A 22,336-nucleotide genomic window follows, 5' to 3' on the forward strand; every position below is an offset into this window, starting at 1 on the left:
CTGGAGCGCAGGCGAATCAGGTCCAGCCTGCGGACAGCTGGCCGCCGAAGGCGGGTAGCTGGAGCGCAGGCGAATCAGGTCCCGCCTGCGGACAGCTGGCCGCCGAAGGCGGGTAGCTGGAGCGCAAATTGTTGCTTCTTGGTGATGAACCGAGCGGCCGGGGATTCCGTCATCAAGGCATATCCACAGCAAAGGAGTCCTTGATGAGCTTTCGTCCGGTGTCACTGCTCCGAATTATCGCGGCGGTGGCAGCCACGGTTGCCTTGATGAGCGGTTTGGCGACCCCGCCCCGTGCGTCTGCCGCCGATGACCGCCTGAACTTCACCGGAACCACCCTCAGCGGTGCCCCGTTCGACGGCGCCAGTCTGCAGGGAAAGCCGGCGGTGTTGTGGTTCTGGACGCCGTGGTGCCCGTTCTGTAACGCGGAGGCTCCCGCCATCAGCAAAGTGGCGGCCGCCAATCCTGCGGTCACCTTCGTCGGCATCGCGGCCCATTCCGACCCGGCCGCCATACAGGGCTTCGTGTCGAAGTACGGCCTGAACTTCACCAACCTCAATGACGCCGATGGCGCGATTTGGGCTCGCTACAACGTGCCGTGGCAGCCGGCCTGGGTGTTCTACCGCGCCGATGGGTCCTCGACCTTCGTCAACAACACCACGTCTGCTATATCCCAGGACGAACTGTCCGGCCGAGTCGCAGCTCTCACCCGCTGAGGCCGCCCTCCCGTGGATATTGCCCTGATCGGTTTGGCGTTCGCCGCTGGATTGGTAGCCGCGCTGAACCCATGTGGATTCGCCTTGTTGCCCGCATACCTGCTGCTGGTGGTCCGTGGGTCCGCCGAAAAATCCAGCCCCCTCAGCGCGGTCGGTAGAGCGCTGGCGGCCACCGTCGGAATGGCGCTCGGCTTCCTGACGGTGTTCGGTCTCTTCGGGGCGCTGACGATCTCGGCAGCCTCGACGGTGCAGCGATACCTCCCCTATGTCACGGTGTTGATCGGTGTGGTGCTCGTTGCCCTGGGGGTCTGGCTGCTGTCGGGACGTGAGCTGGCCGGCTTGGCCCCGAAATCGCTTGGCACGCAATGGGCGCCGACCGTGCGGATCGGCTCCATGTACGGCTACGGCGTCAGTTATGCGATCGCGTCGCTGTCCTGCACCATCGGGCCCTTCCTCGCGGTGACCGGGGCCGGCCTTCGTGGCGGCTCGGTGATCGGAAGTGTGGCGATCTATCTCGCCTACGTCGGCGGTCTGACCCTGGTGGTCGGCGTGCTTGCCATCGCTGCGGCGACGGCGAGTTCGGCGGTGGCGGACCGGCTGCGCCGGATCCTGCCGTTCGTCAACAAAGCAAGCGGTGTGCTGCTGGTGGTAGTCGGTTTGTACGTGGGCTACTACGGGGTCTACGAGCTGCGCCTGATCACTGGCGCCAGCGCGAATCCGAACGATGCGGTGATCTCCGCGGCCGGACGACTCCAGGGTCTGGTGGCCGGCTGGATCCACAACCACGGGGGGTGGCCATGGCTACTGGCGTTGGCGGTGCTGGTCATCGGCGCGTTCGCCGGTTCGTGGTACCGCAGCCGCTACGGTCGGGCACGTCGCTGACGGCAGACACGCCCTGGACAAGGGTGTCGGCGCACAACAGCAGCTGAGACGTTGCCGTAGGCGTCGAGATTCACCGGGCAGACCCGGTGCGTGTTACCTGATCCAGCCGCGGCGACGGCCCCACCAGTCGCGGACCAGAACGAACAGTGCGAGTGCGGCGAACACAATCAGGAAGACGTCTTCGACGTGGCCGACGTGGTTGCCACGCAGCATCACCAGCAGAAAGCCGACGATGAAGAGGCCGGTGAGGTGCCAGGTGCGAATGTTGATCTTGCTCCAACCCCACGCTGCGGACGGCACCTCGGCGGGGTCCACGCCGTTGAACTTATCCACTTCGGTACTGGCCACAGCGATCCCTCCGGTTTGGACTGGACTGCGAACTGACATGCACTGCGTCAACATTCTGGCACACGCGGGTTTGCCCGCAATCCGGTCCGCACCGGAAGGGATCAGCTGGGGATTCAGGCCGGCGGCATCAGCACGGTGTCGATCATGTACACCTGCGCATTCGCCGTGGACACACCACCGCAGACCACGCCCGCGTTGTTGACCCGCAGGTTGTTGCCGGCTCCGGTCACGGCGACGCTGGCGCCTTGCAGGGTCTTGTGGGTGCCGACGACCTGAGCTGGGCTCGCCTGGCCGGAGACGACGTGGTAGGTCAGGATGCTGTTCAGCAGTCCCGAGTCCGTCTTGAGCTGCTCAATGGTGGCGGCCGGCAGTTTCGCGAAGGCCGCGTCGGTGGGCGCGAACACCGTGTACTGCCCGTTGTTGAGCGTGTCGACCAGGTTCACCTGCGGATTGAGGTTGCCGGACAGCGCCGACGTCAGCGTCGTCAGCAACGGATTGTTCGACGCCGCCACGGCGACCGGCACCTGCGACATGCCCTGCACCGAGGCCGGCCCCGCCGGATTGGCCGCGGCGTAGTCGGCACAACCCGGACCGACCGGATCACTTGCCGACGCGACCGGGGACATGGCCACCGCCAGGGCCATCAGGCCAGCGGCTGCGAAACCGGTTGCCGGCAGTGTCTTTTGCAGTTTCATGGGTGTTCGCTCCTTAGTTCTTGGACGGCTGGCGCCGGTCCGCTGGGTCCCCGACATAAGTGCTTCGGAGCCGGTGTGCCCGCGGTTGGTGATCAGCCGTAAGTGAAGGAAAAAATTTGCAGTCCCTTACTGGGACGCACCTCGACCGTGCCGGCGCGCTGCGCACCACCAGCGGCAATTTGGTGCGAGGTGGGCGGACCGCTCACCGGCACGGTGGTTTCCTTTCCGTCCCGCAGCACCGTCAGGGTCCCGGTCCCGCCGACCACGATGTAGACGTTGGCGGCGTGGTAGTTCAGCTTGATCGCCGAGGATTCGGTGTCGGCCGTTGCACCCTGATAATCCAGCGACCAGCGCCCGCTCAGCGCGAACTTGTCAGCCGGCAGATCCGGCGGGTAAGCGAACGCGGCTGACCCTTCGTCGTACACGCCACCGCCGCCGAAGTTGACCACCTTGCCGACCCCGAGGTACGTCTCGGGCGTCAGAACGGTGCGTGGGGTGATGTCGGGCGCCTCGACCGGCTTGGGCAACTTGACATCGGGCTTGGCGTTGGTCAGCAACCGCCGAATCAGGGCGTCGGTGCCGTCGTAGTCGCCCTCGCCGAACTTGATGTGACGGACGGTGCCGCTGGCGTCGATCAGATACTCCGCCGGCCAGTAGCGATTGCGGTAGTTCGTCCAGGTGGAATAGCCGTTGTCCAGCGCAATCGGGTAGGTGATGCCAAGATCGGCCGCCCCTTTGACGACGTTGCCGGTGACCCGCTCGAACGCGTACTCGGGGGTGTGCACTCCGATGACTTCCAAACCGCTGTCCTTGTAAGCCTGATACCAGCCGACGACGTGCGGGATGGCCCGTTGGCAGTTGATGCACGAGTACGCCCAGAAGTCGATCAAAACGACCTTGCCGCGCAAGGACTCCAAGGTGACGGGCCGCCCGTCCGGTGTGTTGAGCCACGCCTCGATACCCTTGAGATCCGGTGCAGTGCCGCAACTTTCGAGTTCCTGGGCGCCATTGCTGCAGTTCGACAACTGCGCGTTCTGGTCGTTGACGATGCCGCCGAGGTTCAGTTTCTCCCGAATGGTGTCCGATCCGCCGACCCTGTCCTGCAGCGATGCCGTGTAGTCGGGAATGGCGCGCTGCAACATCGCGGGTAGGTCGAACACCAGCGCGGCCGCGAGCAGGATCGTCACTATGCCTGCGCCGATGCGGATCTCGCGCTGGCGTCGCCGAAAGGCGTTCACCCGCTCCGCTATCCGCTTACCGGCCAGGGCGAAGAACAACAGCGGCAGCGCGGCACCGATCGCAAAGGCCGCGGTGAGCACGACGGTACTCACCCCGATCGTCGCGGTGGCCCCGGCCACCACGATCGCGGCTAGGACCGGGCCGGCGCACGGGACATACAGCACACCCAGCGCCAGACCCAACCCGAAACCGCTGCCACGGGAATCGAATTGCTTCTGCGGGATGCGCGAGAACGGCCGTTCCAGCAGCTGCTCAAAGCGTGGGAAAATGAGTCCAACGCCGATCGCCACCAAGGCGACCAACGCAAACCAGCGGATGGCGTCTTGCGGAAGGTGCAGCACCGTCAGCAGTGCTGAGCCCAGCAGGGTGACCACGCTGAAGCTGAGCACCAGTCCGCCGATCACCCGGTAGGGGCGCAACGCGGCCGCTAACGAGCGCTTCTTGGTCTTTGCTTCAACGGCAACGGCGCCTTCGTGTTTCGCCGCCGAGCCAGGGGCGCTTTGAGCGCCGGAGAAGAAGATCACCGGCAGCACCGGCAAGATGCATGGCGATATTCCAGTGATGAGGCCGCCGAGGAAGCCGACGAGTGCGAGGGTCAACATATCTACTATTCGTTGCCGGGCCCGGCGCGGATTGGGCAGGCCGACAACAGGTTTGCACATGCCGGCAACCACAGAAACGACAAAGCAGCCCGTGGGGACGGGCTGCTTCGCCGTAACAGGGGACGGTGCTAGCTCGGTGCTAGCTGGGAGGCATCAGCACCGTGTCGATCATGTACACCGTCGCGTTGGCGGTGTGTACCCCTCCACACACCAGCCCCGCGTTGTTGACCATGAGCGAGTCGCCGCCGCCCTTCACCGTTACGTCGCTGCCCTGAAGCGTCTTGTGGGTGCCGTCGACCTTGCTCGGGCTCGCCTGACCGTTCACCACGTGGTAGGTCAGGATGCTGCTGAGCAACTTGGCGTCCGTCTTGAGCTGTTCGATGGTGGCCGCGGGAAGTTTGTCGAAGGCGGCGTTCGTCGGTGCGAAGACGGTGTACTCGCCGCTGTTCAGGGTGTCGACGAGGTTGACGTTCGGGTTCAGCTTGCCCGACAACGCTGAGGTCAGCGTGGTGAGCATCGGGTTGTTGGATGCGGCGGTCGCGACTGGGTCCTGCGCCATTCCGGCCACCGACCCCGGACCCGTCGGATTCTGCGCCGCGTATTGCGAGCACCCGGGACCGATGAGATCGGCCGCGGGATCGGCCATCGCGGGTGTTCCGGCGGCCGGCGACGCGCTCATCGCCGCGGGTGCTGGGCTGCCGGCGTTCTGCGCTGCGGGTTTGGTGTCCGAACACCCCGCCAATCCCGCGATGGCCATCGCTGCAAGGCCCGCCGCCGCGACTGTCTTGGCATGCATTTTCCTCATCACGTGTTGATTCCTTTGCTGTTGACGGCTTTTGGTGCCGTCCTGCTGGTTGAACACAAGTGATTCGGAGTGACCGGGGTCATAGATGGGTCCGGACGGCACTTCTTCGTCTTGGGGTTCGTCTTCGGGGATCCGCAATTTGGCGCCGCCAAGCGGCACAATGGGAGAGTGACCACCCCGACCGATGAGTGGCCCGAGCGCCGTGTGCGGGTGCTGGTGCTGGGCAGCACCGGCTCGATCGGTACCCAGGCGCTGGAAGTCATCGCCGCGAACCCGGACCGTTTCGAGGTAGTGGGTCTGGCCGCCGGCGGCAAGAACCTCGACACGCTGCTACGCCAACGGGCCGAGACCGGGGTGACCAATGTTGCCGTCGCCGACGACGACGCGGCACGGCTGGCCGGCGACATCCCCTACTGCGGACCCGAGGCCGTGACCCGGCTGGTGGAGAACACCGAGGCCGACGTCGTCCTCAACGCCCTGGTGGGGGCGTTGGGCCTGCGGCCGACCCTGGCGGCGCTCGCCTCGGGTGCGCGCCTGGCCCTGGCCAACAAGGAATCACTGGTCGCCGGCGGCCCCTTGGTGCTGCGGGCGGCCCAGCCCGGTCAGATCGTGCCGGTCGACTCCGAGCACTCCGCTCTGGCCCAGTGTCTGCGCGGCGGCACCGCCGACGAAGTCGCCAAGCTGGTGCTCACCGCCTCGGGCGGTCCGTTTCGGGGCTGGTCGGCGGCGGACCTCGAGGACGTGACCCCCGAACAGGCGGGAGCCCATCCGACGTGGTCGATGGGTCCGATGAACACGCTGAACTCGGCGTCGCTGGTCAATAAGGGGCTCGAGCTAATCGAGACCCACTTGTTATTCGGCATTCCCTACGACCGCATCGAGGTCGTCGTACACCCGCAGTCGATCGTGCACTCGATGGTCACCTTCGTCGACGGCTCGACCATCGCCCAGGCCAGCCCGCCGGATATGAAGCTGCCGATCTCGCTGGCGTTGGGCTGGCCGCGGCGGGTCCCCGGCGCGGCCGCTGCCTGCGACTTCACCACCGCATCGACATGGGAGTTCGAGCCGCTGGACGCCGAGGTGTTCCCGGCGGTCGACCTGGCCCGCGAGGCAGGCGAACGCGGTGGCTGCCTGACCGCGGTCTACAACGCCGCCAACGAAGAAGCCGCCGAAGCCTTCCTGGCCGGGCGGATCGGATTCCCGGCGATCGTCGGCACCATCGCTGAAGTGCTGCAAGCTGCCGACCAGTGGGCCTCGGAACCAGCTAACGTGGATGAGGTACTGGAGGCGCAGCGTTGGGCCCGAGACCGAGCGCAACGCGCGGTCGCCGCAGTCTCCCGCATGGCTTTAGAAAGGTCCTGACACCTCGATGATGTTCATAGTCGGCATAGTGCTCTTCGCGCTGGCCATCCTGGTTTCGGTGGCCCTGCACGAGTGCGGTCATATGTGGGTGGCGCGCGCCACCGGTATGAAGGTGCGCCGCTACTTCGTCGGCTTCGGTCCCACGCTGTGGTCGACCCGGCGCGGCGAAACCCAATACGGCGTCAAGGGCGTCCCGCTGGGTGGCTTCTGCGACATCGCCGGAATGACCCCGGTCGAGGAACTCGCGGAGGACGAGCACGAGCGCGCGATGTACCAGCAGAAGACCTGGAAACGGGTCGCGGTGTTGTTCGCCGGACCCGGCATGAACTTCGTCATCTGCCTGGTGTTGATCTACTTCATCGCGGTGATCTGGGGATTGCCCAACCTGCACCCGCCCACTAAGGCCATCATCGGCGAAACCGGGTGTGTCGCGGCGGAGACAGCCCCAGGGCAACTCGCGCAGTGCAACGGCGACGGCCCGGCTGCGCAGGCGGGAATTCGCCCAGGCGATGTCATCGTCAAAGTGGGCGACAAGCCGGTGTCCACGTTCGAGGAAATGGCCGCCGCCGTACGCAAGGAGCACGGCAGTGTTCCGATCGTCGTCGAACGCAACGGCACCCCGATCACGCTCTACGTCAACGTCCAGAGCACTCAGCGCTATATCCCCAACAACGAGGGCAAACAACTCGAGGCCGCCAACGTCGGCGCCATCGGCGTCGCCGCGCAACACGTCGGGCCCAGGCACTATAACGCGATCACCGCGCTGCCCGGCGCCATCGGATTCACCGTCGACCTGACCATGGAGGTAGGCAAGGCGATCGCCAAGATTCCGACCAAGGTCGGTGCTCTGGTGCATGCCATCGGCGGCGAGCAGCGTGACCCGGAAACACCGATGAGCGTGGTGGGCGCCAGCATCATCGGCGGCGACACCGTCGACCATGGGCTCTGGGTGGCGTTCTGGTTCTTCCTGGCCCAGTTGAACCTGGTGCTGGGAGCCATCAATTTGCTGCCGTTGTTGCCTTTTGATGGCGGGCACATCGCCGTCGCGATCTTTGAGAAGATCCGCAATTCCATCCGGTCGGCACGCGGCAAGGCGGCTGCCGCTCCGGTGAACTACCTCAAGCTCATGCCCGCGACCTATGTGGTCTTGGTTTTCGTCGTCGGGTACATGCTGTTGACCGTCACCGCTGACCTGGTCAATCCGATTCGGCTATTCCAATAGCCAGAAAGAAGGCATGGCAGTGACTGTTGGCCTGGGCCTGCCGCAGCCCCCGGCGCCCACGCTGGCCCCTCGGCGCAAAACGCGTCAGTTGATGGTCCGCGACGTCGGGGTCGGCAGTGATCATCCGATTGCGGTGCAGTCGATGTGCACCACCAAGACGCACGACGTGAACTCGACCCTGCAGCAGATCGCCGAGTTGACGGCGGCCGGCTGCGACATCGTCAGAGTCGCCTGCCCGCGTCAGGAAGACGCCGACGCGCTCGCCGAGATCGCCAAGCACAGCCAGATCCCGGTGATCGCCGACATCCACTTCCAGCCGAAGTACATCTTCGCCGCCATCGACGCGGGGTGTGCGGCGGTACGGGTGAACCCCGGCAACATCAAGGAATTCGATGGCCGGGTGGGGGAGGTGGCGAAGGCCGCGGCCGCCGCCGATATCCCGATCCGCATCGGGGTCAACGCCGGCTCCCTGGACAAGCGGTTCATGCAGAAGTACGGCAAGGCCACGCCCGAGGCCCTGGTCGAGTCAGCGCTCTGGGAGGCTTCGCTCTTCGAGGAGCACGGCTTCGGCAACATCAAGATCAGCGTCAAGCACAACGACCCCGTCGTCATGGTCGCCGCCTACGAGCAATTGGCCGCACAGTGCGACTACCCCCTGCATTTGGGCGTCACTGAGGCCGGTCCCGCATTCCAGGGCACCATCAAGTCCGCGGTGGCCTTCGGCGCGCTGTTGTCCAAGGGAATCGGTGACACCATCCGGGTCTCGTTGTCGGCCCCTCCGGTGGAGGAAGTCAAGGTCGGCACGCAGATTCTGGAATCGCTGAACCTGCGTCCGCGGGGACTGGAAATCGTGTCGTGTCCGTCGTGCGGCCGCGCCCAGGTCGACGTCTACACCCTGGCCAACGAGGTGACGGCCGGCCTGGACGGCTTGGACGTGCCGTTGCGAGTGGCCGTGATGGGGTGCGTCGTCAACGGCCCCGGTGAGGCGCGCGAGGCGGACCTGGGTGTGGCCTCGGGCAACGGCAAAGGCCAGATCTTCGTCAAAGGCGAAGTGATCAAGACGGTGCCGGAAGCGCAGATCGTCGAAACGCTCATCGAAGAGGCGATGCGACTCGCGTACGAAATGGGTGAAATGAACGATCACGATCCTGGTTCGACTGCGAGCGGTTCGCCAATTGTCACCGTAAGCTAATGGTGGCCGAATTCACGGCCGCCCGTTCTCATCCAGAGTTCTAGCGCAGAGAGTTCCAGAATGTCGGCTCCGCCCATCATGCGCCTCATCGGCGAACGGCGGGTGTCCGTGGTCCGCGATGCCGCCGCCGTATGGCGGGTTCTCGGCGCCGACCCGGTCGAGGCCTGCATGGTCGCCGCTCGGGTCGCCGACTACGGCATCGAGCCCAATGCGATTGGCGGCGAATTGTGGACCGTTCGGGGTGTCGACGAGTCGCTCTGCTTCGCGGGTGCCAACCTGATCCCGCTGCGCGGTGGCCTCATCGATCTCAACGCATTCGCCGACGAGGCGATGAGCACGACGCGGCGCTGCTCGTCGTTGGTGGGACGGGCCGACCTGGTGCTGCAGATGTGGCGGCGGCTGGAATCGGCCTGGGGGCCGGCGCGCGATGTCCGTGACAACCAGCCGCTGATGGCCCTCAACAGCCACCCCAACTGCGCGCTCGACACCGAAGTGCGACAGGTCCGACCCGAGGAACTCGACGCCTACCTGGTGGCAGCCGTCGACATGTTCATCGGCGAAGTGGGTGTGGACCCGCGGCTGGGTGACGGCGGTCGCGGTTACCGTCGCCGGGTGGCCAACCTGATCGCCGCTGGCCGGGCCTGGGCACGTTTCGAGCACGGCCAGGTCGTGTTCAAGGCCGAGGTGGGTTCGCAATCACCGACGGTGGGCCAGATTCAAGGCGTCTGGGTGCATCCCGAGTGGCGTGGTCTGGGGCTCGGCACCGCGGGCACGGCCACGCTGGCAGCGGTGATCGTCGGGAGCGGACGCATCGCCAGCCTGTATGTGAACGACTTCAACACGGTGGCGCGGGCGGCCTACGCGCGCGTCGGCTTCAAAGAGGTCGGCACGTTCGCCACCGTGCTGTTGGACTAGCCCGCGACCAACTCGGCCGCGAATAAACCTCGACGTAACGGTTCGGTCTCGGTGTGTCGGCGCCCGTGGCTACGCCACAGCTCTAACATCAGCACCGATGGTAACGAGAACAACACTAGCCTCATCTGTCACAGCGGTGGTGATGCTGGCCGCGGTGACCCTGCTGCCCGCGTGCACCCCGCGACCCGACGGGCCCGGCCCGGCGGCGGAGCGGTACTTCGCCGCGCTGTCCGTCGGCGACACCGCGACGGCCGCCCAGCTCACCGACAACCCCAACGAGGCCCGCGAGGCACTCAACGCGGCGTGGGCGGGGCTGCAGGCCACGCGCCTTGATGCGCAGGTGCTCGGGTCGAAGTACGCGGAGGACGTGGGCACCGTCGCCTACCGCTTCACCTGGCATCTGCCCAAGGACCGGACATTCAGCTACGACGGCCAGCTCAAGATGGCCCGCGACGAGGGCCGTTGGCAGGTCCGTTGGACGACCACCGGCCTGCACCCCAAGCTGGGCGAACATCAGACCTTCGCGCTGCGGGCCGACAAGCCGCGGCGGGCCTCGGTGAACGAACTCGGCGGAACCGATGTGCTGGCGCCGGGCTACCTCTACCACTACTCGCTGGACGCCACCAAGGCCGGACGCGACCTGTTCGGGATCGCCCATGCGGTAGTTGACGCGCTGCACCCCTTCAACGAAGCGCTGAACGATCCGCAGTTGCTGGCCGAACAGGCCAGCTCCATGACCGAGCCGATGGACCTGGGCGTCACGCTGCGCGTCGACGACAGCAACCGAGTCTTCGGGGCGATCGGGAGCCTGCCCGGCGTCGTCGTTACTCCGCAGGCCGACCTGCTGCCGACCGACGACCATTTCGCGCCGATCGTCATGACCGAGGTCAAGAAGGCGGTCATCGACGAACTCGATGGCCAGGCGGGCTGGCGGGTGGTCAGCGTCAACCAGAACGGGGTCGACGTCGCCGTGTTGCACGAGGTCGAACCGACACCGGCGCCCTCGGTGACGATCACCCTGGACCGGACCGTGCAGAACGCCGCACAGCACGCCGTGGACACCCGGGGCGGCAAGGCGATGATTGTCGTGATCAAGCCGTCTACTGGCGAGATCCTGGCCATCGCGCAGAATGCCGGTGCCAACGAGGACGGCCCGCTCGCCACCACCGGCCTCTTCCCGCCCGGATCGACGTTCAAGATGGTCACCGCCGGAGCGGCCGTCGAACGTGACATGGCGACCCCCAACACGATGCTGGGTTGTCCGGGGCATCTCGACATCGGCCACCGGACCATTCCGAACTACGGTGGTTTCGATCTTGGTGTGGTGCCCTTGTCACGCGCATTCGCGAGTTCCTGCAACACCACATTCGCCGAACTGAGCAGCAAGCTGCCGCCCCGCGGTCTGACCCAGGCGGCCCAGCGCTACGGCATCGGACTCGACTACCAGGTGGAGGGAATCACCACGGTGACCGGCTCGGTGCCGCCGACGGTCGACCTCGCCGAGCTCACCGAAGACGGCTTCGGCCAGGGCAAGGTGCTGGCCAGCCCGTTCGGCATGGCCTTGGTGGCGGCCACGGTGGCGGCCGGCAGAACGCCGGTTCCGCAGCTGATCGCCGGGCGGCCGACGGTCGTGCAGGGCGATACCACGCCGATATCCCCGAAAATGGTCGAGGCACTGCGGCCGATGATGAGGCTGGTGGTGACCAACGGCACCGCCAAAGACATCGCCGGATGCGGTGAGGTGTACGGCAAGACCGGCGAGGCCGAATTCCCGGGGGGATCGCATTCCTGGTTCGCCGGCTACCGCGGCGACCTGGCCTTCGCGGCGCTGATCGTCGGGGGTGGTAGCTCGGAATACGCGGTCCGGATGACCAAGGTGATGCTGGACTCGTTGCCGCCCGGATTCCTTGCCTAGCCGGTCCCAGCCCGCCCACGCGTGACCCGTTACACGCAGGCAGGCCCCGCGCCAGCGGGTAAATTTGAGTCAATGACCGACACCGGTGGGGACATGGTGTCGTTGCGGGTTTCGGATGCCGACCGCAACGGCACCCTGCGGCGCCTGCACAACGCCGTTGCGCTCGGGCTGATCGATATCAACGAGTTCGAGCAACGTTCGTCGCGAGTGTCGTACGCACGCACCCAGAGCGAACTGGACGGATTGGTCGGCGACCTGCCCGGGCCGGGCGCGATCGTCACCTCCGCGGCCGACCGAGTCGAGCTGCGCGGCTGGGCCGGTTCGCTGAAGCGACACGGTGCGTGGACGGTGCCGACGCGGCTGGCGTTGGTGCGCCGGTTCGGCTCGATCGACCTTGACCTCACCAAAGCCCGCTTCGCGGGGCCGGTCGTGGTGATCGAACTCGACATGAAATTCGGCTCGCTGGACCTGCGCCTGCCAGAGGGTGCGAGCGCCTCGATCGACAACGTGGAGGTCTATGTGGGCAGCGCGGTGGACCGCCGCAAAGACCCGCCGCCGGAGGGCACCCCGCATGTCGTGATCACCGGGCAGGTGGTGTTCGGTTCGGTGGTGATCCGCGGGCCGCGTCGGCCACTCCTGCGCCGCCCCGGCCAGCACGATTAAGCTGACCGGCATGCCTGCTCGAACCGCGCTTGCCCCTGGCGAGCTCTCACCGACGCGGCCGGTGCCCAAGTGGATCGCGCGCCCCGAATACGCCTGGAAGCCGACGGCGAAAGAGGGCACCGAGCCGTGGGTGCAGGAACCGGAGGTCATCGAGAAGATGCGCCTCGCGGGGCGGATCGCGGCGGGCGCGCTGGCCGAGGCGGGTAAGGCCGTCGCACCGGGCGTGACCACCGACGAGCTCGACCGGATTGCGCACGAATACATGATCGACAACGGTGCGTACCCGTCGACCCTGGGCTACAAGGGATTTCCCAAGTCGTGCTGCACCTCGCTCAACGAGGTCATCTGCCATGGGATCCCCGACTCGACGGTGATCGAGGACGGCGACATCGTCAACATCGACGTCACCGCCTACATCGAAGGGGTGCACGGCGACACCAACGCCACCTTCCTGGCCGGCGACGTCTCCGAGGAGCACCGCCTGCTGGTGGAACGCACCCGCGAGGCGACGATGCGCGCGATCAACGCCGTCAAGCCGGGGCGGGCGCTATCCATCATCGGGCGGGTTATCGAGTCTTACGCAAATCGCTTCGGCTACAACGTGGTCCGCGACTTCACCGGCCACGGCATCGGCACCACGTTTCACAACGGCCTGGTGGTCCTGCACTACGACCAGCCCGCGGTCGGAACCATCATGCAACCGGGCATGACCTTCACCATCGAGCCGATGATCAACCTGGGCAGTCTGGACTACGAGATCTGGGACGACGGCTGGACGGTGGTTACCCGGGATCGCAAGTGGACCGCGCAGTTCGAGCACACGCTGCTGGTCACCGACACCGGCGTCGAAATCTTCACGCAGCTCTGACGCCTGGCGCGCGAGCACGGGGCGGTCGACGGAGACGGCGGGACCGCTGCCGGAGGGGCTCACGGGCCCGGTGGGGTCGGCGGGTACGGGCGGCCTCACGGTCCAGTTCGAACTTTTTGAGGCGCCGAATGGTGCTATCGCGCGGGCGTAGACAAGACGAATCGCCCGATTGGCTGTAACTTTCATTAAGTGCCCTCGATGATGACCACGCTCGAAGGGGTTCCGGTCCCGGTGGCAGTCACCGGTCCGGAGAAGGGTGTCGTCATCGTCTTGCTCGGCGCCGAGCAGCGTCCGCTCGCCGCTTACGACGCGGTCTGCGACCGCCTGCACAACGCCGGGCTGCGGACCGTCGTCATCGGCTTCGAACCACGGTTAACCCCCAAATCGGTACTCGGAATCCTTGACACCCTTGGTATCTCATGGGCTGTCTTGGTCGGGGACCGCGGCGGGGCCGACCTCGCCTGGCAACTCGCGGCCAAGAAATTGGGCCGGTTCGTCGGCTTGGTGGTGATCGACCGCGGACATCCGGCAGTGGCGGATGCCGCAGGCGTGGTTGCCGACGATCAATGCCCGCCGGTGGAAATCGGCACCACCGTCCTGGTCAGCTCGGCGGCCGCGCGGAAGGTGGCAAACAACAGCCAGCGGCTGGTCTACGCCGATCACCGGGTCGTCGACCTCCCGACCCAGCGCAACGCGCACGATTCCACCGCGCAGTTGGCCACCGAGATCGTGTTGCGCACCAGCGGCTGGTAAGCATCCGGCAGACTTGCCGCCATGGCTTCAACGAATCGTCCTGTGAACGGCGCCGCCCTGTCCTGGGACGAACTGGAACGCCTGGTCGAGTCCGGTGACATCGACACCGTCATCGTGGCTTTCACCGACATGCAGGGCCGGCTGGCCGGCAAGCGGGTGTCGGCCGGGTTGTTCGTCGACGAGCTGGCCGCCCAAGGCGTCGACTGCTGCAGTTATCTGCTCGCGGTCGACGTCGACCTGAATACGGTGTCCGGGTACGCGATGTCGAGTTGGGAAACGGGCTACGGCGACATGGTGATGACGCCGGACCGCAGCACTCTTCGGCGCATCCCGTGGCTGCCGGCCACCGCACTGGTGATCGCGGATCTGGCCTGGCCAGACGGCGGCGCGGTGAGCGTCGCGCCACGCAGCATATTGCGTCGCCAGCTCGACCGGCTCGGTCAGCGCGGGCTGATTGCCGACGCCGCCACCGAGTTGGAATTCATCGCGTTCGACTTGCCGTATCGGCAGGCTTGGGCCAACGGTTACCGGGACCTGACGCCGGCCAGTGACTACAACATCGACTACGCGATCTTGGCGTCGACGCGCATGGAGCCGCTGCTGCGGGACATCCGGTTGGGCATGGAGGGTGCGGGTCTGCGCTTCGAGGCCGTCAAGGGCGAATGCAACTACGGTCAACAGGAAATCGGCTTTCGCTACGACGAGGCGATGGTCACCTGCGACAACCACGCCATCTACAAGAACGGCGCCAAGGAAATCGCCGACCAACATGGCAAAAGCCTGACATTCATGGCGAAATACGATGAGCGCGAAGGCAATAGCTGCCACATCCACCTGTCGTTGCGCGACGCCGACGGCACCGCGGTGTTCGCCGACGACGAAGGGCCGCATGGCATGTCACCGTTGTTCCGCAGCTTCCTGGCCGGTGTGTTGGCCAGCCTGCGCGAACTCACCCTGTTCTTCGCCCCGAACATCAACTCCTACAAGCGATTTGCCGATGCCAGTTTCGCCCCCACCGCCGTCGCCTGGGGATTGGACAACCGCACCTGCGCGCTGCGGGTCGTCGGCCACGGGCGCAACATCCGCGTCGAGTGCCGCGTCCCGGGCGGAGACGTCAACCAGTACCTCGCCGTGGCAGCGCTGATCGCCGGAGGGCTGTACGGTGTCGAACGGGACCTGGAGCTTCCCGAGCCGTGGGTGGGCAACGCCTATGAAGCTTGTGACGTCGAGCGGCTGCCCACCACGTTGGCCGAAGCCGCCGCCCTGTTCGAGGCGTCGTCGCTGGCCCGGGCGGCATTTGGCGACGACGTGGTCGCGCACTACCTGAACAACGCCCGTATCGAGCAGGCGGCGTTCAACGCGGCGGTCACGGACTGGGAAAGGAAGCGTGGGTTTGAACGCCTCTAGTGGAACTCGGCCGGTGATCGGGCTGACGACATATCGCGAGCAGGTGCAGACGGGTGTTTGGGACATCCCGGCGGCCTATCTGCCGGCCGACTACTTCGAGGGGGTGGCTCTGGCCGGTGGCATCCCGGTGCTGCTACCGCCGCAACCGGTGGATGCCGACAGCGCCAACGGGTTGCTCGACCGGTTGCACGGGCTGGTGATCACCGGGGGGTATGACCTGGACCCGGCCGCCTATGGCCAGCCGCCGCATCCCACCACCGACCAGCCGCGGCTGGATCGCGACGCGTGGGAGTTTGCGCTGTTGCGCGCCGCTCTGGACCGCAGCCTGCCGGTGCTCGGCATCTGTCGCGGAGCGCAAGCGCTCAACGTGGCGTTCGGCGGGACGCTGCACCAGCACCTGCCCGAGGTGATCGGGCACTCGGGCCACCGGGCGGGCAACGGTGTGTTCACCAAATTGCCGGTGCGCACGGTGGCCGGCACCCGGGTGGCTGCGCTGCTCGGCGACACCGCCGACGTGCCCTGCTACCACCACCAGGCGATCGACCGCGTCGGCGACGGCCTGGTGGTCAGCGCCTGGGATGTCGACGGGGTGGTCGAGGCGATTGAACTGCCCGGCGAGAAGTTCGCGCTGGCGGTGCAGTGGCATCCGGAGAAATCCCTGGACGACTTGCGACTCTTCGCGGCACTGGTGGACGCCGCTCAGTCGTACGCGGGCCGATGAGCTCGACGCGGGTGATCAACCCCGCCACCGAGGAAGTGTTGCGCTCGGTCGAGCACAACGATCCCGCCGCCGTCGACGACGCGGTGCAACGCGCCCGTTCGGCGCAACGCGGCTGGGCACGGTTGGGGCCTGCCGAACGCGCGGCGGGTCTGCGCGCGTTCGCTGCGGTCGTGGATGCCCACCGCGACGAATTGGCCGCGCTGGAGGTGGCCAATTCCGGTCATCCGATCGGCTCGGCCGAGTGGGAGGCCGGCAACGTCCGCGACGTGTTGCAGTTCTATGCCGGCAGCCCCGAACGGTTGTCCGGCAAGCAGATTCCGGTTGCCGGCGGACTCGACGTCACGTTCCACGAGCCCATGGGTGTGGTCGGGGTGATCACCCCGTGGAACTTCCCGATGGTGATCGCGATGTGGGGGATCGCGCCCGCCCTGGCTGCCGGCAATGCGGTGCTGGTCAAGCCGGCCGAGTGGACACCGCTGACCACCATCCGGCTCGGTGAGTTGGCGGTCGATGCCGGCCTGGACCCGGACCTGCTGCAGGTGCTGCCGGGACGGGGGTCGGTGGTCGGTCACCGGTTCGTCACCCACCCCGACATCCGCAAAGTGGTGTTCACCGGCTCGACCGAAGTCGGTAAGCAGGTGATGACGGGCGCGGCCGAGCACGTCAAGCGGGTGACGCTGGAGCTGGGCGGCAAGAGCGCCAACATCGTCTTCGCCGACTGCGACCTGGAACGCGCGGCGGCCACCGCGCCGGCCGGGGTGTTCGACAACGCCGGCCAGGACTGTTGCGCCCGTAGTCGAATCCTGGTGCAGCGAAGCGTGTATGACCGATTCATGGAGTTGCTTGAGCCGGCCGTGCGCAGGCTCGTCGTGGGCGATCCTGCCGCGCGCGACACCGAAATGGGCCCACTGATTTCGGCCGAGCACCGTGCCAAAGTGGCCGGCTATGTGCCCGACGATGCCCCCGTCGCATTTCGCGGCACCGCCCCGACCGGTCGCGGGTTTTGGTTCCCGCCAACAGTTCTCACTCCGAACCGCTCGGATCGCTGCGTCAGCGAGGAGATCTTCGGTCCGGTGGTCACGGTGCTGACATTCGAGGACGAAGCCGACGCCATCGCGTTGGCGAACGACACTGCCTACGGACTGTCCGGATCGATTTGGACTGACGACTTGTCCCGCGCGCTGCGGGTGTCCCGGGCCGTCGAATCCGGGAATCTGTCGGTGAATTCGCATTCGTCGGTCCGGTTCAACACGCCGTTCGGCGGCTTCAAACAGTCGGGTCTCGGCCGTGAACTCGGGCCCGACGCGCCGCTGCACTTCACCGAGACCAAGAACGTGTTCATCGCGATCAAGGAGGATTAGTGGAGCGTGTCGACCTCACCCAGCGGTTGGCGGGCCGGGTGGCCGTCATCACCGGCGGAGGCAGTGGGATCGGATTGGCCGCGGCCCGCCGGATGCGCGCCGAAGGCGCGACGATCGTGATCGGCGACATCGACGAGGAAGCCGGGGGTGTGGTCGCCGAAGAACTCTGCGGTCTGTTTGTGCAGGTGGATGTTTCCGACGAAGATGCGGTCAACAACCTGTTCGACACCGCCGCGGAAGCCTGCGGCACGGTCGACATCGCGTTCAACAACGCCGGCATCTCACCACCTGATGACGACCTGATCGAAACCACCGAACTTCCTGCCTGGCAACGGGTTCAAGACATCAACCTCAAGTCGGTATATCTGTGCTGCCGGGCGGCGTTGCGGCACATGGTGCCTGCGGGCAAGGGATCGATCATCAACACGGCGTCCTTTGTCGCGGTGATGGGTTCGGCGACGTCGCAGATCTCCTACACCGCGTCCAAGGGCGGCGTGCTGGCCATGTCACGCGAACTGGGTGTGCAGTTCGCGCGGCAAGGAATCCGGGTGAACGCGTTGTGCCCGGGGCCGGTCAACACCCCGCTGCTGCAGGAGCTTTTCGCCGCCGACCCGGAACGGGCGGCCCGACGACTGGTCCATGTTCCGCTGGGCCGATTCGCCGAACCGGACGAGATTGCCGCGGCGGTGGCGTTTTTGGCCAGCGACGATGCCTCTTTCATCACCGCCTCGACGTTCCTGGTCGACGGCGGTATCAGCTCGGCTTACGTCACGCCGCTGTAATTCCGCGCCGAGAGTGAACGGGACGGCGCGACACGCCGTTGACCCGTCGCAGAATTCACGGTCGCGGGCGCGAGTTCTTGGCGGCTGCCGCCGGCCTCAGGACGCCCAAATTTGTCGGTGCTCATTCCTAAAATGGGTAGCAACAAAGGAGGTTTCGTGGGATCAAGGGTATCGGCCAGGTGTCTAGACTGCGATCATCGGTTCACCGTGACGCACGGCGGAGGATTCTTCTTTCACCAATTGCGTTGCGTTCGATGCGGCCGGGCAAAAGATGTCGGCTTCGATGAGCTCGGTGATCTGCACACGCGCTATTTGAAAGGAAGCGACCGGCCCTACACGGTCGCCTTCGCCGGCGAGCACCAGTACGTGCGAGAGCATCTCGACATCGAACCCATTTCGAGCGAGGAGTACTTCGCCGCTGTGGAAGCCGCGGTCAAGTGTGACTGCGGCGGGGCTTTGAGTTTCGACGCGCCGCCTCGGTGTCCGAAGTGTGGCTCGCTCCAGATAGAGGAGGGCCACAGCATCGCCTGTTACGACTGAGGTGCCCAGTACCAACTCTGCGCCGAGTCGCCGGCGGGTGCCGCCTACGCGACACCGGATCAGCCCCTGAAGGCGATCAGCGGGATCGCTGTTTCGGCCTCCGTGGCCGCGCCGTGAAAACCGATGAGGTTGGCCGACTCCGGCGGTTCGTGACCGGTCGCCAGCACCGCGGTGTCATCGGTGCAGACGACCACGACATCGCCGATCCGCGCTAGGTGCAGTGGGCTCACCGGACCGAACAATCCTGCGGCGACTGCCTCGTCGCGACTGCGGACATCCGCCCTGCCGCAGAGGACTTCGCGCCAGGTGGCCAGCACGTCGGTTGCGGCGGCGGGCTCGGTGTGCAGGTAGCGAACACGTGGCTCGCCGGCCACAACTCGTACGCCGGCGGTCAGCCTCGGGTCGGCGTCGAGGTCGATGCGCGCCGTCGGCGGAACATTGAGGCCCCCGTGATCTGCGATCACCAGCAGCGCCGCCGTCGGAGGCAGCGCCTCGACCAACCGCATCAACAACAGGTCGACGGTGGCCGCGGCGGCATGCCACTCTTCCGACCCGATGCCGAAGGCGTGCGCCGCGGTGTCCAAGTCGGCGATGTAGCCGTAGACCAACCCGGGCCCGGCGCTCAGCTCGTCGGCCAGTTGTTGGGCGTAGTCGTCGCCCGGGCGAGTCGGGCGAAACGCTGCACCCCGATAGGCCGCCGCGGTCAATCCGCTACCGATGAACCACTCCGGCAGCACGGCGCGCACGCTGACCCCGCCTTGAGCAAACCGCTCGAACCAGGTGGTCACCGGCTGCCACTCGCGGTGCGGTGGGTCGTCTCGCCACCGAATGTGGCTGAGCACCCGTTCGGTGCCGGGGATGTTCAGGGTGAAGCCCAGAATGCCGTGCTCGCCGGGCTGCGCGCCGGTGCCGAATGACACCAGGCTGGTCGGTGTGGTCGACGGGAAGGTGCAGGCCAGTTGGCTCAACCGTCCGGCGCCGCCGGCCAGTACGGAGGCGAGCAGCGGCGCATCATCCACCAATTTCGGCAGCAGGTGCCAGCCCAGCCCGTCGGCGAGCAGCACGGCCACCCGATCGACCTGCCCGGCCCCGTTGACCCAGTCGGACAACCCCAGCCGGTCAACCCCGCCTGGGAACCCCAGCACGGTGGCGGCCGCGGGCAGCACATCGCAGATTGAACCCGGCACGACCGACAGTCTGCACGACCTCAGCCGCGGGCCAGCCGTTGGCTGGTCACTCGCAGTTGTTGTTGGGTGGTTGTGGCCAGGGACTCAACCTGGTGGGGAAGCAGCCGGCCACACAGCCGCCCCCAGTGCAGGGCGACCTGATCCCCGACGGCTACGTCGGGTACCGCACTGTATCCATCCGCCCAGACGTCCAACACCTGCGGCGACGGGTCGGCCAGGGCGAGCGTGCGCTCCGCCCACACCAGCCTGCGGCATAGCACTGAGACGTCACCGTCGTCACGGGAAATGACTGTGCCCCAACTGATCCGGCAATTGTCCAGCACTCTCAACGGATGCTCGTCGGCACCTGGACTTGTTGCACGGCCTAAGAAACGCGTCCACGGATACACGCCGAACACGTGAAAACAATGGTTCGGGGCCGCCTCGCGCGCCAGCTCGTCGGTGAGATGAGACCAGTACCGGCCCGCCTGGGGACCGATGATGGAAAGCAGCTTGGCAAAGAACTCTTGCGAATCGATGTCGGCCCCCACCCCGCCGCCGAGCCAATACGACTCGACCAACCGGTAATCCAGCGGGTCGGCGATCCCGGTGAGCTTGGCGAGGACCCGCAGGTAGGGCCAGGCGCCGGAGAACTTCGTCGCGGCCCTGCGGACGTCGTCGACCGAACCGTCGCGCAGCGTGGCTCCGAGCGGGGGACCGCAATAGCCAAGAGCGTTCGGAGCATACGCGTAGCGCGCGAACATCTCGGGTCCCGCGTCAACGCGCGCGGCTTCGGCTCTGGTCACCGCCTCACACCCGCTCGGGCTGACCCACGAGTTTGGCCGCGTCCCGATGCAGGCGGCCGAAGTTGTAGTACGCGGCGCACGCGCCCTCGGGAGAAACCATGCACGTCCCGATCGGGGTTTCCGGGGTGCACGCGGTGCCGAAAACCTTGCATTCCCAGGGCTTGAGCACACCCTTGAGCACCTCGCCGCACTGGCAGGCCTTCGGGTCCGCGACCCGCACACCTGGCATAGCGAACCGAAGCTCGGCGTCGAAGTCCGCGAAATCGTCGTGCAGGCGCAGCGCGCTCTGCGAGATGAAGCCCAGCCCGCGCCATTCGAAATGCGGACGCAACGCAAACACCTTGCCCATCAACGCCAGCGCGGCTGGGTTGCCGTGCTCGGGCACGACCCGCTTGTACTGATTCTCTACCTCGCAACGGCCTTCGCGGAGCTGGCGCAACAGCATCGCCACCGATGCCAGAATGTCCAGCGGCTCGAAACCCGACACCACCAACGGCTTTCGGTACACCTCCGGCACGAACCGGTAGGGTCGATTGCCCACCACGGTCGACACGTGCCCAGGCCCAATGAAACCCGACAGTCGCAGGTCCGGGGATTCCAGGATGGCCTTGATCGGCGGCACGATCATGACGTGGTTGCAGAACACGCTGAAATTGGACAGGCCCAGGTCGCGGGCCCGCACCAGCGTCACGGCCGTGGAGGGCGCGGTGGTTTCAAAACCGATGGCGAAGAACACCACCTGTTTGTCCGGATTGTCGAGCGCGATCTTGAGGGCGTCCAGCGGCGAATACACAAACCGCACATCGGCTCCGCGCGCCTTGGCGTCCAGCAGGCTGCCGTGCGAGCCGGGCACCCGCATCATGTCACCGAAACAGGTGAAAACCACGTCGGGTTGGCCGGCAAGCCACATCGCATCATCGATGCGCCCCATCGGTATCACGCACACCGGACAGCCCGGGCCGTGCACCAGTTCGACGTTCTCCGGCAGCAGGTGCTCGATGCCGTGCCGATAAATGGTGTGCGTGTGTCCACCACACACCTCCATGAACTTGAAGTGGTCACTGCCTGCGGCCATGTTCGCCAGATGCTCGATGGCGACAAGCAGTTTGCGCGCGGCCGCCGGATCACGGAATTCGTCGACGAATTTCATTGCGGCTCCTAGACAATTTCAGAAGTATCGAAGGCTTCGAGTTCGGTCGTGTAAGCGTCGCCGAGCTTCTGGACGGCCGCCAGGGTGAGCAAGGCTTCGGTCTCGTCGATCTTGGCCATCGCGAAGCCGACGTGGACCAGGACCCAGTCGTCCGGCCCGGGCATGTCGTCTTCCAACAGTCGGACGCTGATCGTGCGCTGGACGCCGCTCACATCCACCTTGGCCAAAT

At 66.1% G+C, this 22,336-nt stretch carries 23 protein-coding genes; 14 read left to right on the forward strand and 9 right to left on the reverse strand.

The features are described 5' to 3' along the window. The first annotated feature begins 203 nt into the window (after positions 1-203). Both dsbE and BST27_RS20870 read left to right on the forward strand, forming a co-directional pair. Positions 204-713 carry a disulfide bond-forming protein DsbE gene (gene dsbE / locus BST27_RS20865; protein ID WP_069418929.1) on the forward strand — a complete coding sequence of 170 codons (510 nt, stop codon included), beginning with the start codon at positions 204-206 and terminating at the stop codon, positions 711-713. Between the two features lie 12 nt (positions 714-725). Further along, a complete protein-coding gene (locus BST27_RS20870; protein WP_069418930.1) occupies positions 726-1,595 on the forward strand; it encodes a cytochrome c biogenesis CcdA family protein in 870 nt (289 codons plus the stop codon). Between the two features lie 93 nt (positions 1,596-1,688). Here BST27_RS20870 and BST27_RS20875 read toward each other — a convergent pair whose 3' ends face one another. From BST27_RS20875 to BST27_RS20890, 4 genes are all read right to left on the reverse strand, one after another. Further along, a complete protein-coding gene (locus BST27_RS20875; protein WP_069418931.1) occupies positions 1,689-1,943 on the reverse strand; it encodes a DUF2631 domain-containing protein in 255 nt (84 codons plus the stop codon). 113 nt (positions 1,944-2,056) lie between these two features. After that, complete coding sequence (locus BST27_RS20880; protein ID WP_069418932.1) at positions 2,057-2,638, reverse strand: fasciclin domain-containing protein; 582 nt, start codon at positions 2,636-2,638, stop codon at positions 2,057-2,059. Positions 2,639-2,730: 92 nt separating this feature from the next. Next, positions 2,731-4,479 (reverse strand): cytochrome c biogenesis protein DipZ, encoded by a 1,749-nt coding sequence (locus tag BST27_RS20885; protein ID WP_069418933.1) that lies wholly within the window; start codon positions 4,477-4,479, stop codon positions 2,731-2,733. Between the two features lie 139 nt (positions 4,480-4,618). Next, positions 4,619-5,284, reverse strand: coding sequence for a fasciclin domain-containing protein (locus BST27_RS20890; protein ID WP_069418963.1), 666 nt, complete (start codon positions 5,282-5,284; stop codon positions 4,619-4,621). 168 nt (positions 5,285-5,452) lie between these two features. Here BST27_RS20890 and dxr point away from each other — a divergent pair, with 168 nt between their 5' ends. The 12 genes from dxr (at position 5,453) to BST27_RS20950 (ending at position 18,445) form a co-directional block, all read left to right on the forward strand. Beyond that, entirely contained in the window at positions 5,453-6,646 is a 1,194-nt protein-coding gene (gene dxr / locus BST27_RS20895) for a 1-deoxy-D-xylulose-5-phosphate reductoisomerase (protein WP_069418934.1), read from the forward strand. Between the two features lie 7 nt (positions 6,647-6,653). Further along, positions 6,654-7,868, forward strand: a complete 1,215-nt coding sequence (locus BST27_RS20900; RefSeq protein WP_069418935.1) for a M50 family metallopeptidase — start codon at positions 6,654-6,656, stop codon at positions 7,866-7,868. Positions 7,869-7,887: 19 nt separating this feature from the next. Further along, on the forward strand, positions 7,888-9,060 hold the full coding sequence (gene ispG / locus BST27_RS20905) for a flavodoxin-dependent (E)-4-hydroxy-3-methylbut-2-enyl-diphosphate synthase (RefSeq protein ID WP_069418964.1): 1,173 nt from the start codon (positions 7,888-7,890) through the stop codon (positions 9,058-9,060). A 60-nt stretch (positions 9,061-9,120) separates the two neighbouring features. Further along, positions 9,121-9,975, forward strand: coding sequence for a GNAT family N-acetyltransferase (locus BST27_RS20910; RefSeq protein ID WP_069418936.1), 855 nt, complete (start codon positions 9,121-9,123; stop codon positions 9,973-9,975). 97 nt (positions 9,976-10,072) lie between these two features. After that, positions 10,073-11,890 carry a penicillin-binding transpeptidase domain-containing protein gene (locus BST27_RS20915; RefSeq protein ID WP_069418937.1) on the forward strand — a complete coding sequence of 606 codons (1,818 nt, stop codon included), beginning with the start codon at positions 10,073-10,075 and terminating at the stop codon, positions 11,888-11,890. Positions 11,891-11,962: 72 nt separating this feature from the next. Continuing rightward, positions 11,963-12,553, forward strand: coding sequence for a DUF1707 SHOCT-like domain-containing protein (locus tag BST27_RS20920; protein WP_069418938.1), 591 nt, complete (start codon positions 11,963-11,965; stop codon positions 12,551-12,553). Between the two features lie 10 nt (positions 12,554-12,563). Further along, a complete protein-coding gene (gene map, locus BST27_RS20925) occupies positions 12,564-13,421 on the forward strand; it encodes a type I methionyl aminopeptidase (RefSeq protein ID WP_069418939.1) in 858 nt (285 codons plus the stop codon). Positions 13,422-13,619: 198 nt separating this feature from the next. Beyond that, on the forward strand, positions 13,620-14,174 hold the full coding sequence (locus BST27_RS20930) for an alpha/beta hydrolase (protein WP_069418940.1): 555 nt from the start codon (positions 13,620-13,622) through the stop codon (positions 14,172-14,174). Between the two features lie 21 nt (positions 14,175-14,195). After that, positions 14,196-15,581 (forward strand): glutamine synthetase family protein, encoded by a 1,386-nt coding sequence (locus tag BST27_RS20935; RefSeq protein ID WP_069418941.1) that lies wholly within the window; start codon positions 14,196-14,198, stop codon positions 15,579-15,581. Beyond that, positions 15,562-16,302 (forward strand): gamma-glutamyl-gamma-aminobutyrate hydrolase family protein, encoded by a 741-nt coding sequence (locus tag BST27_RS20940; RefSeq protein WP_232007250.1) that lies wholly within the window; start codon positions 15,562-15,564, stop codon positions 16,300-16,302. Before BST27_RS20935 ends, BST27_RS20940 begins: the two co-directional genes overlap by 20 nt. Continuing rightward, positions 16,299-17,663, forward strand: coding sequence for an aldehyde dehydrogenase family protein (locus BST27_RS20945; RefSeq protein ID WP_069418942.1), 1,365 nt, complete (start codon positions 16,299-16,301; stop codon positions 17,661-17,663). The genes BST27_RS20940 and BST27_RS20945 overlap by 4 nt, the downstream gene beginning before the upstream one ends. Then, positions 17,663-18,445, forward strand: a complete 783-nt coding sequence (locus BST27_RS20950) for a 3-oxoacyl-ACP reductase (RefSeq protein ID WP_069418943.1) — start codon at positions 17,663-17,665, stop codon at positions 18,443-18,445. Before BST27_RS20945 ends, BST27_RS20950 begins: the two co-directional genes overlap by 1 nt. Before the next feature lie 183 nt (positions 18,446-18,628). Here BST27_RS20950 and BST27_RS31530 read toward each other — a convergent pair whose 3' ends face one another. From BST27_RS31530 to BST27_RS20975, 5 genes are all read right to left on the reverse strand, one after another. Continuing rightward, positions 18,629-18,964, reverse strand: a complete 336-nt coding sequence (locus BST27_RS31530; RefSeq protein WP_139805274.1) for a hypothetical protein — start codon at positions 18,962-18,964, stop codon at positions 18,629-18,631. A gap of 80 nt (positions 18,965-19,044) precedes the next feature. Further along, positions 19,045-20,172 (reverse strand): alkaline phosphatase family protein, encoded by a 1,128-nt coding sequence (locus tag BST27_RS20960; protein WP_069418945.1) that lies wholly within the window; start codon positions 20,170-20,172, stop codon positions 19,045-19,047. A gap of 20 nt (positions 20,173-20,192) precedes the next feature. Next, on the reverse strand, positions 20,193-20,957 hold the full coding sequence (locus BST27_RS20965) for a DUF6390 family protein (protein WP_264000733.1): 765 nt from the start codon (positions 20,955-20,957) through the stop codon (positions 20,193-20,195). A gap of 4 nt (positions 20,958-20,961) precedes the next feature. After that, positions 20,962-22,107 carry a hydrogenase formation protein HypD gene (gene hypD, locus BST27_RS20970; RefSeq protein ID WP_069418947.1) on the reverse strand — a complete coding sequence of 382 codons (1,146 nt, stop codon included), beginning with the start codon at positions 22,105-22,107 and terminating at the stop codon, positions 20,962-20,964. A gap of 8 nt (positions 22,108-22,115) precedes the next feature. Further along, complete coding sequence (locus BST27_RS20975) at positions 22,116-22,334, reverse strand: HypC/HybG/HupF family hydrogenase formation chaperone (RefSeq protein ID WP_139805275.1); 219 nt, start codon at positions 22,332-22,334, stop codon at positions 22,116-22,118. Positions 22,335-22,336: the final 2 nt, after the last annotated feature.

This window comes from Mycobacterium intermedium (genome assembly GCF_002086275.1).
Taxonomy (GTDB): Bacteria; Actinomycetota; Actinomycetes; order Mycobacteriales; family Mycobacteriaceae; genus Mycobacterium; species Mycobacterium intermedium.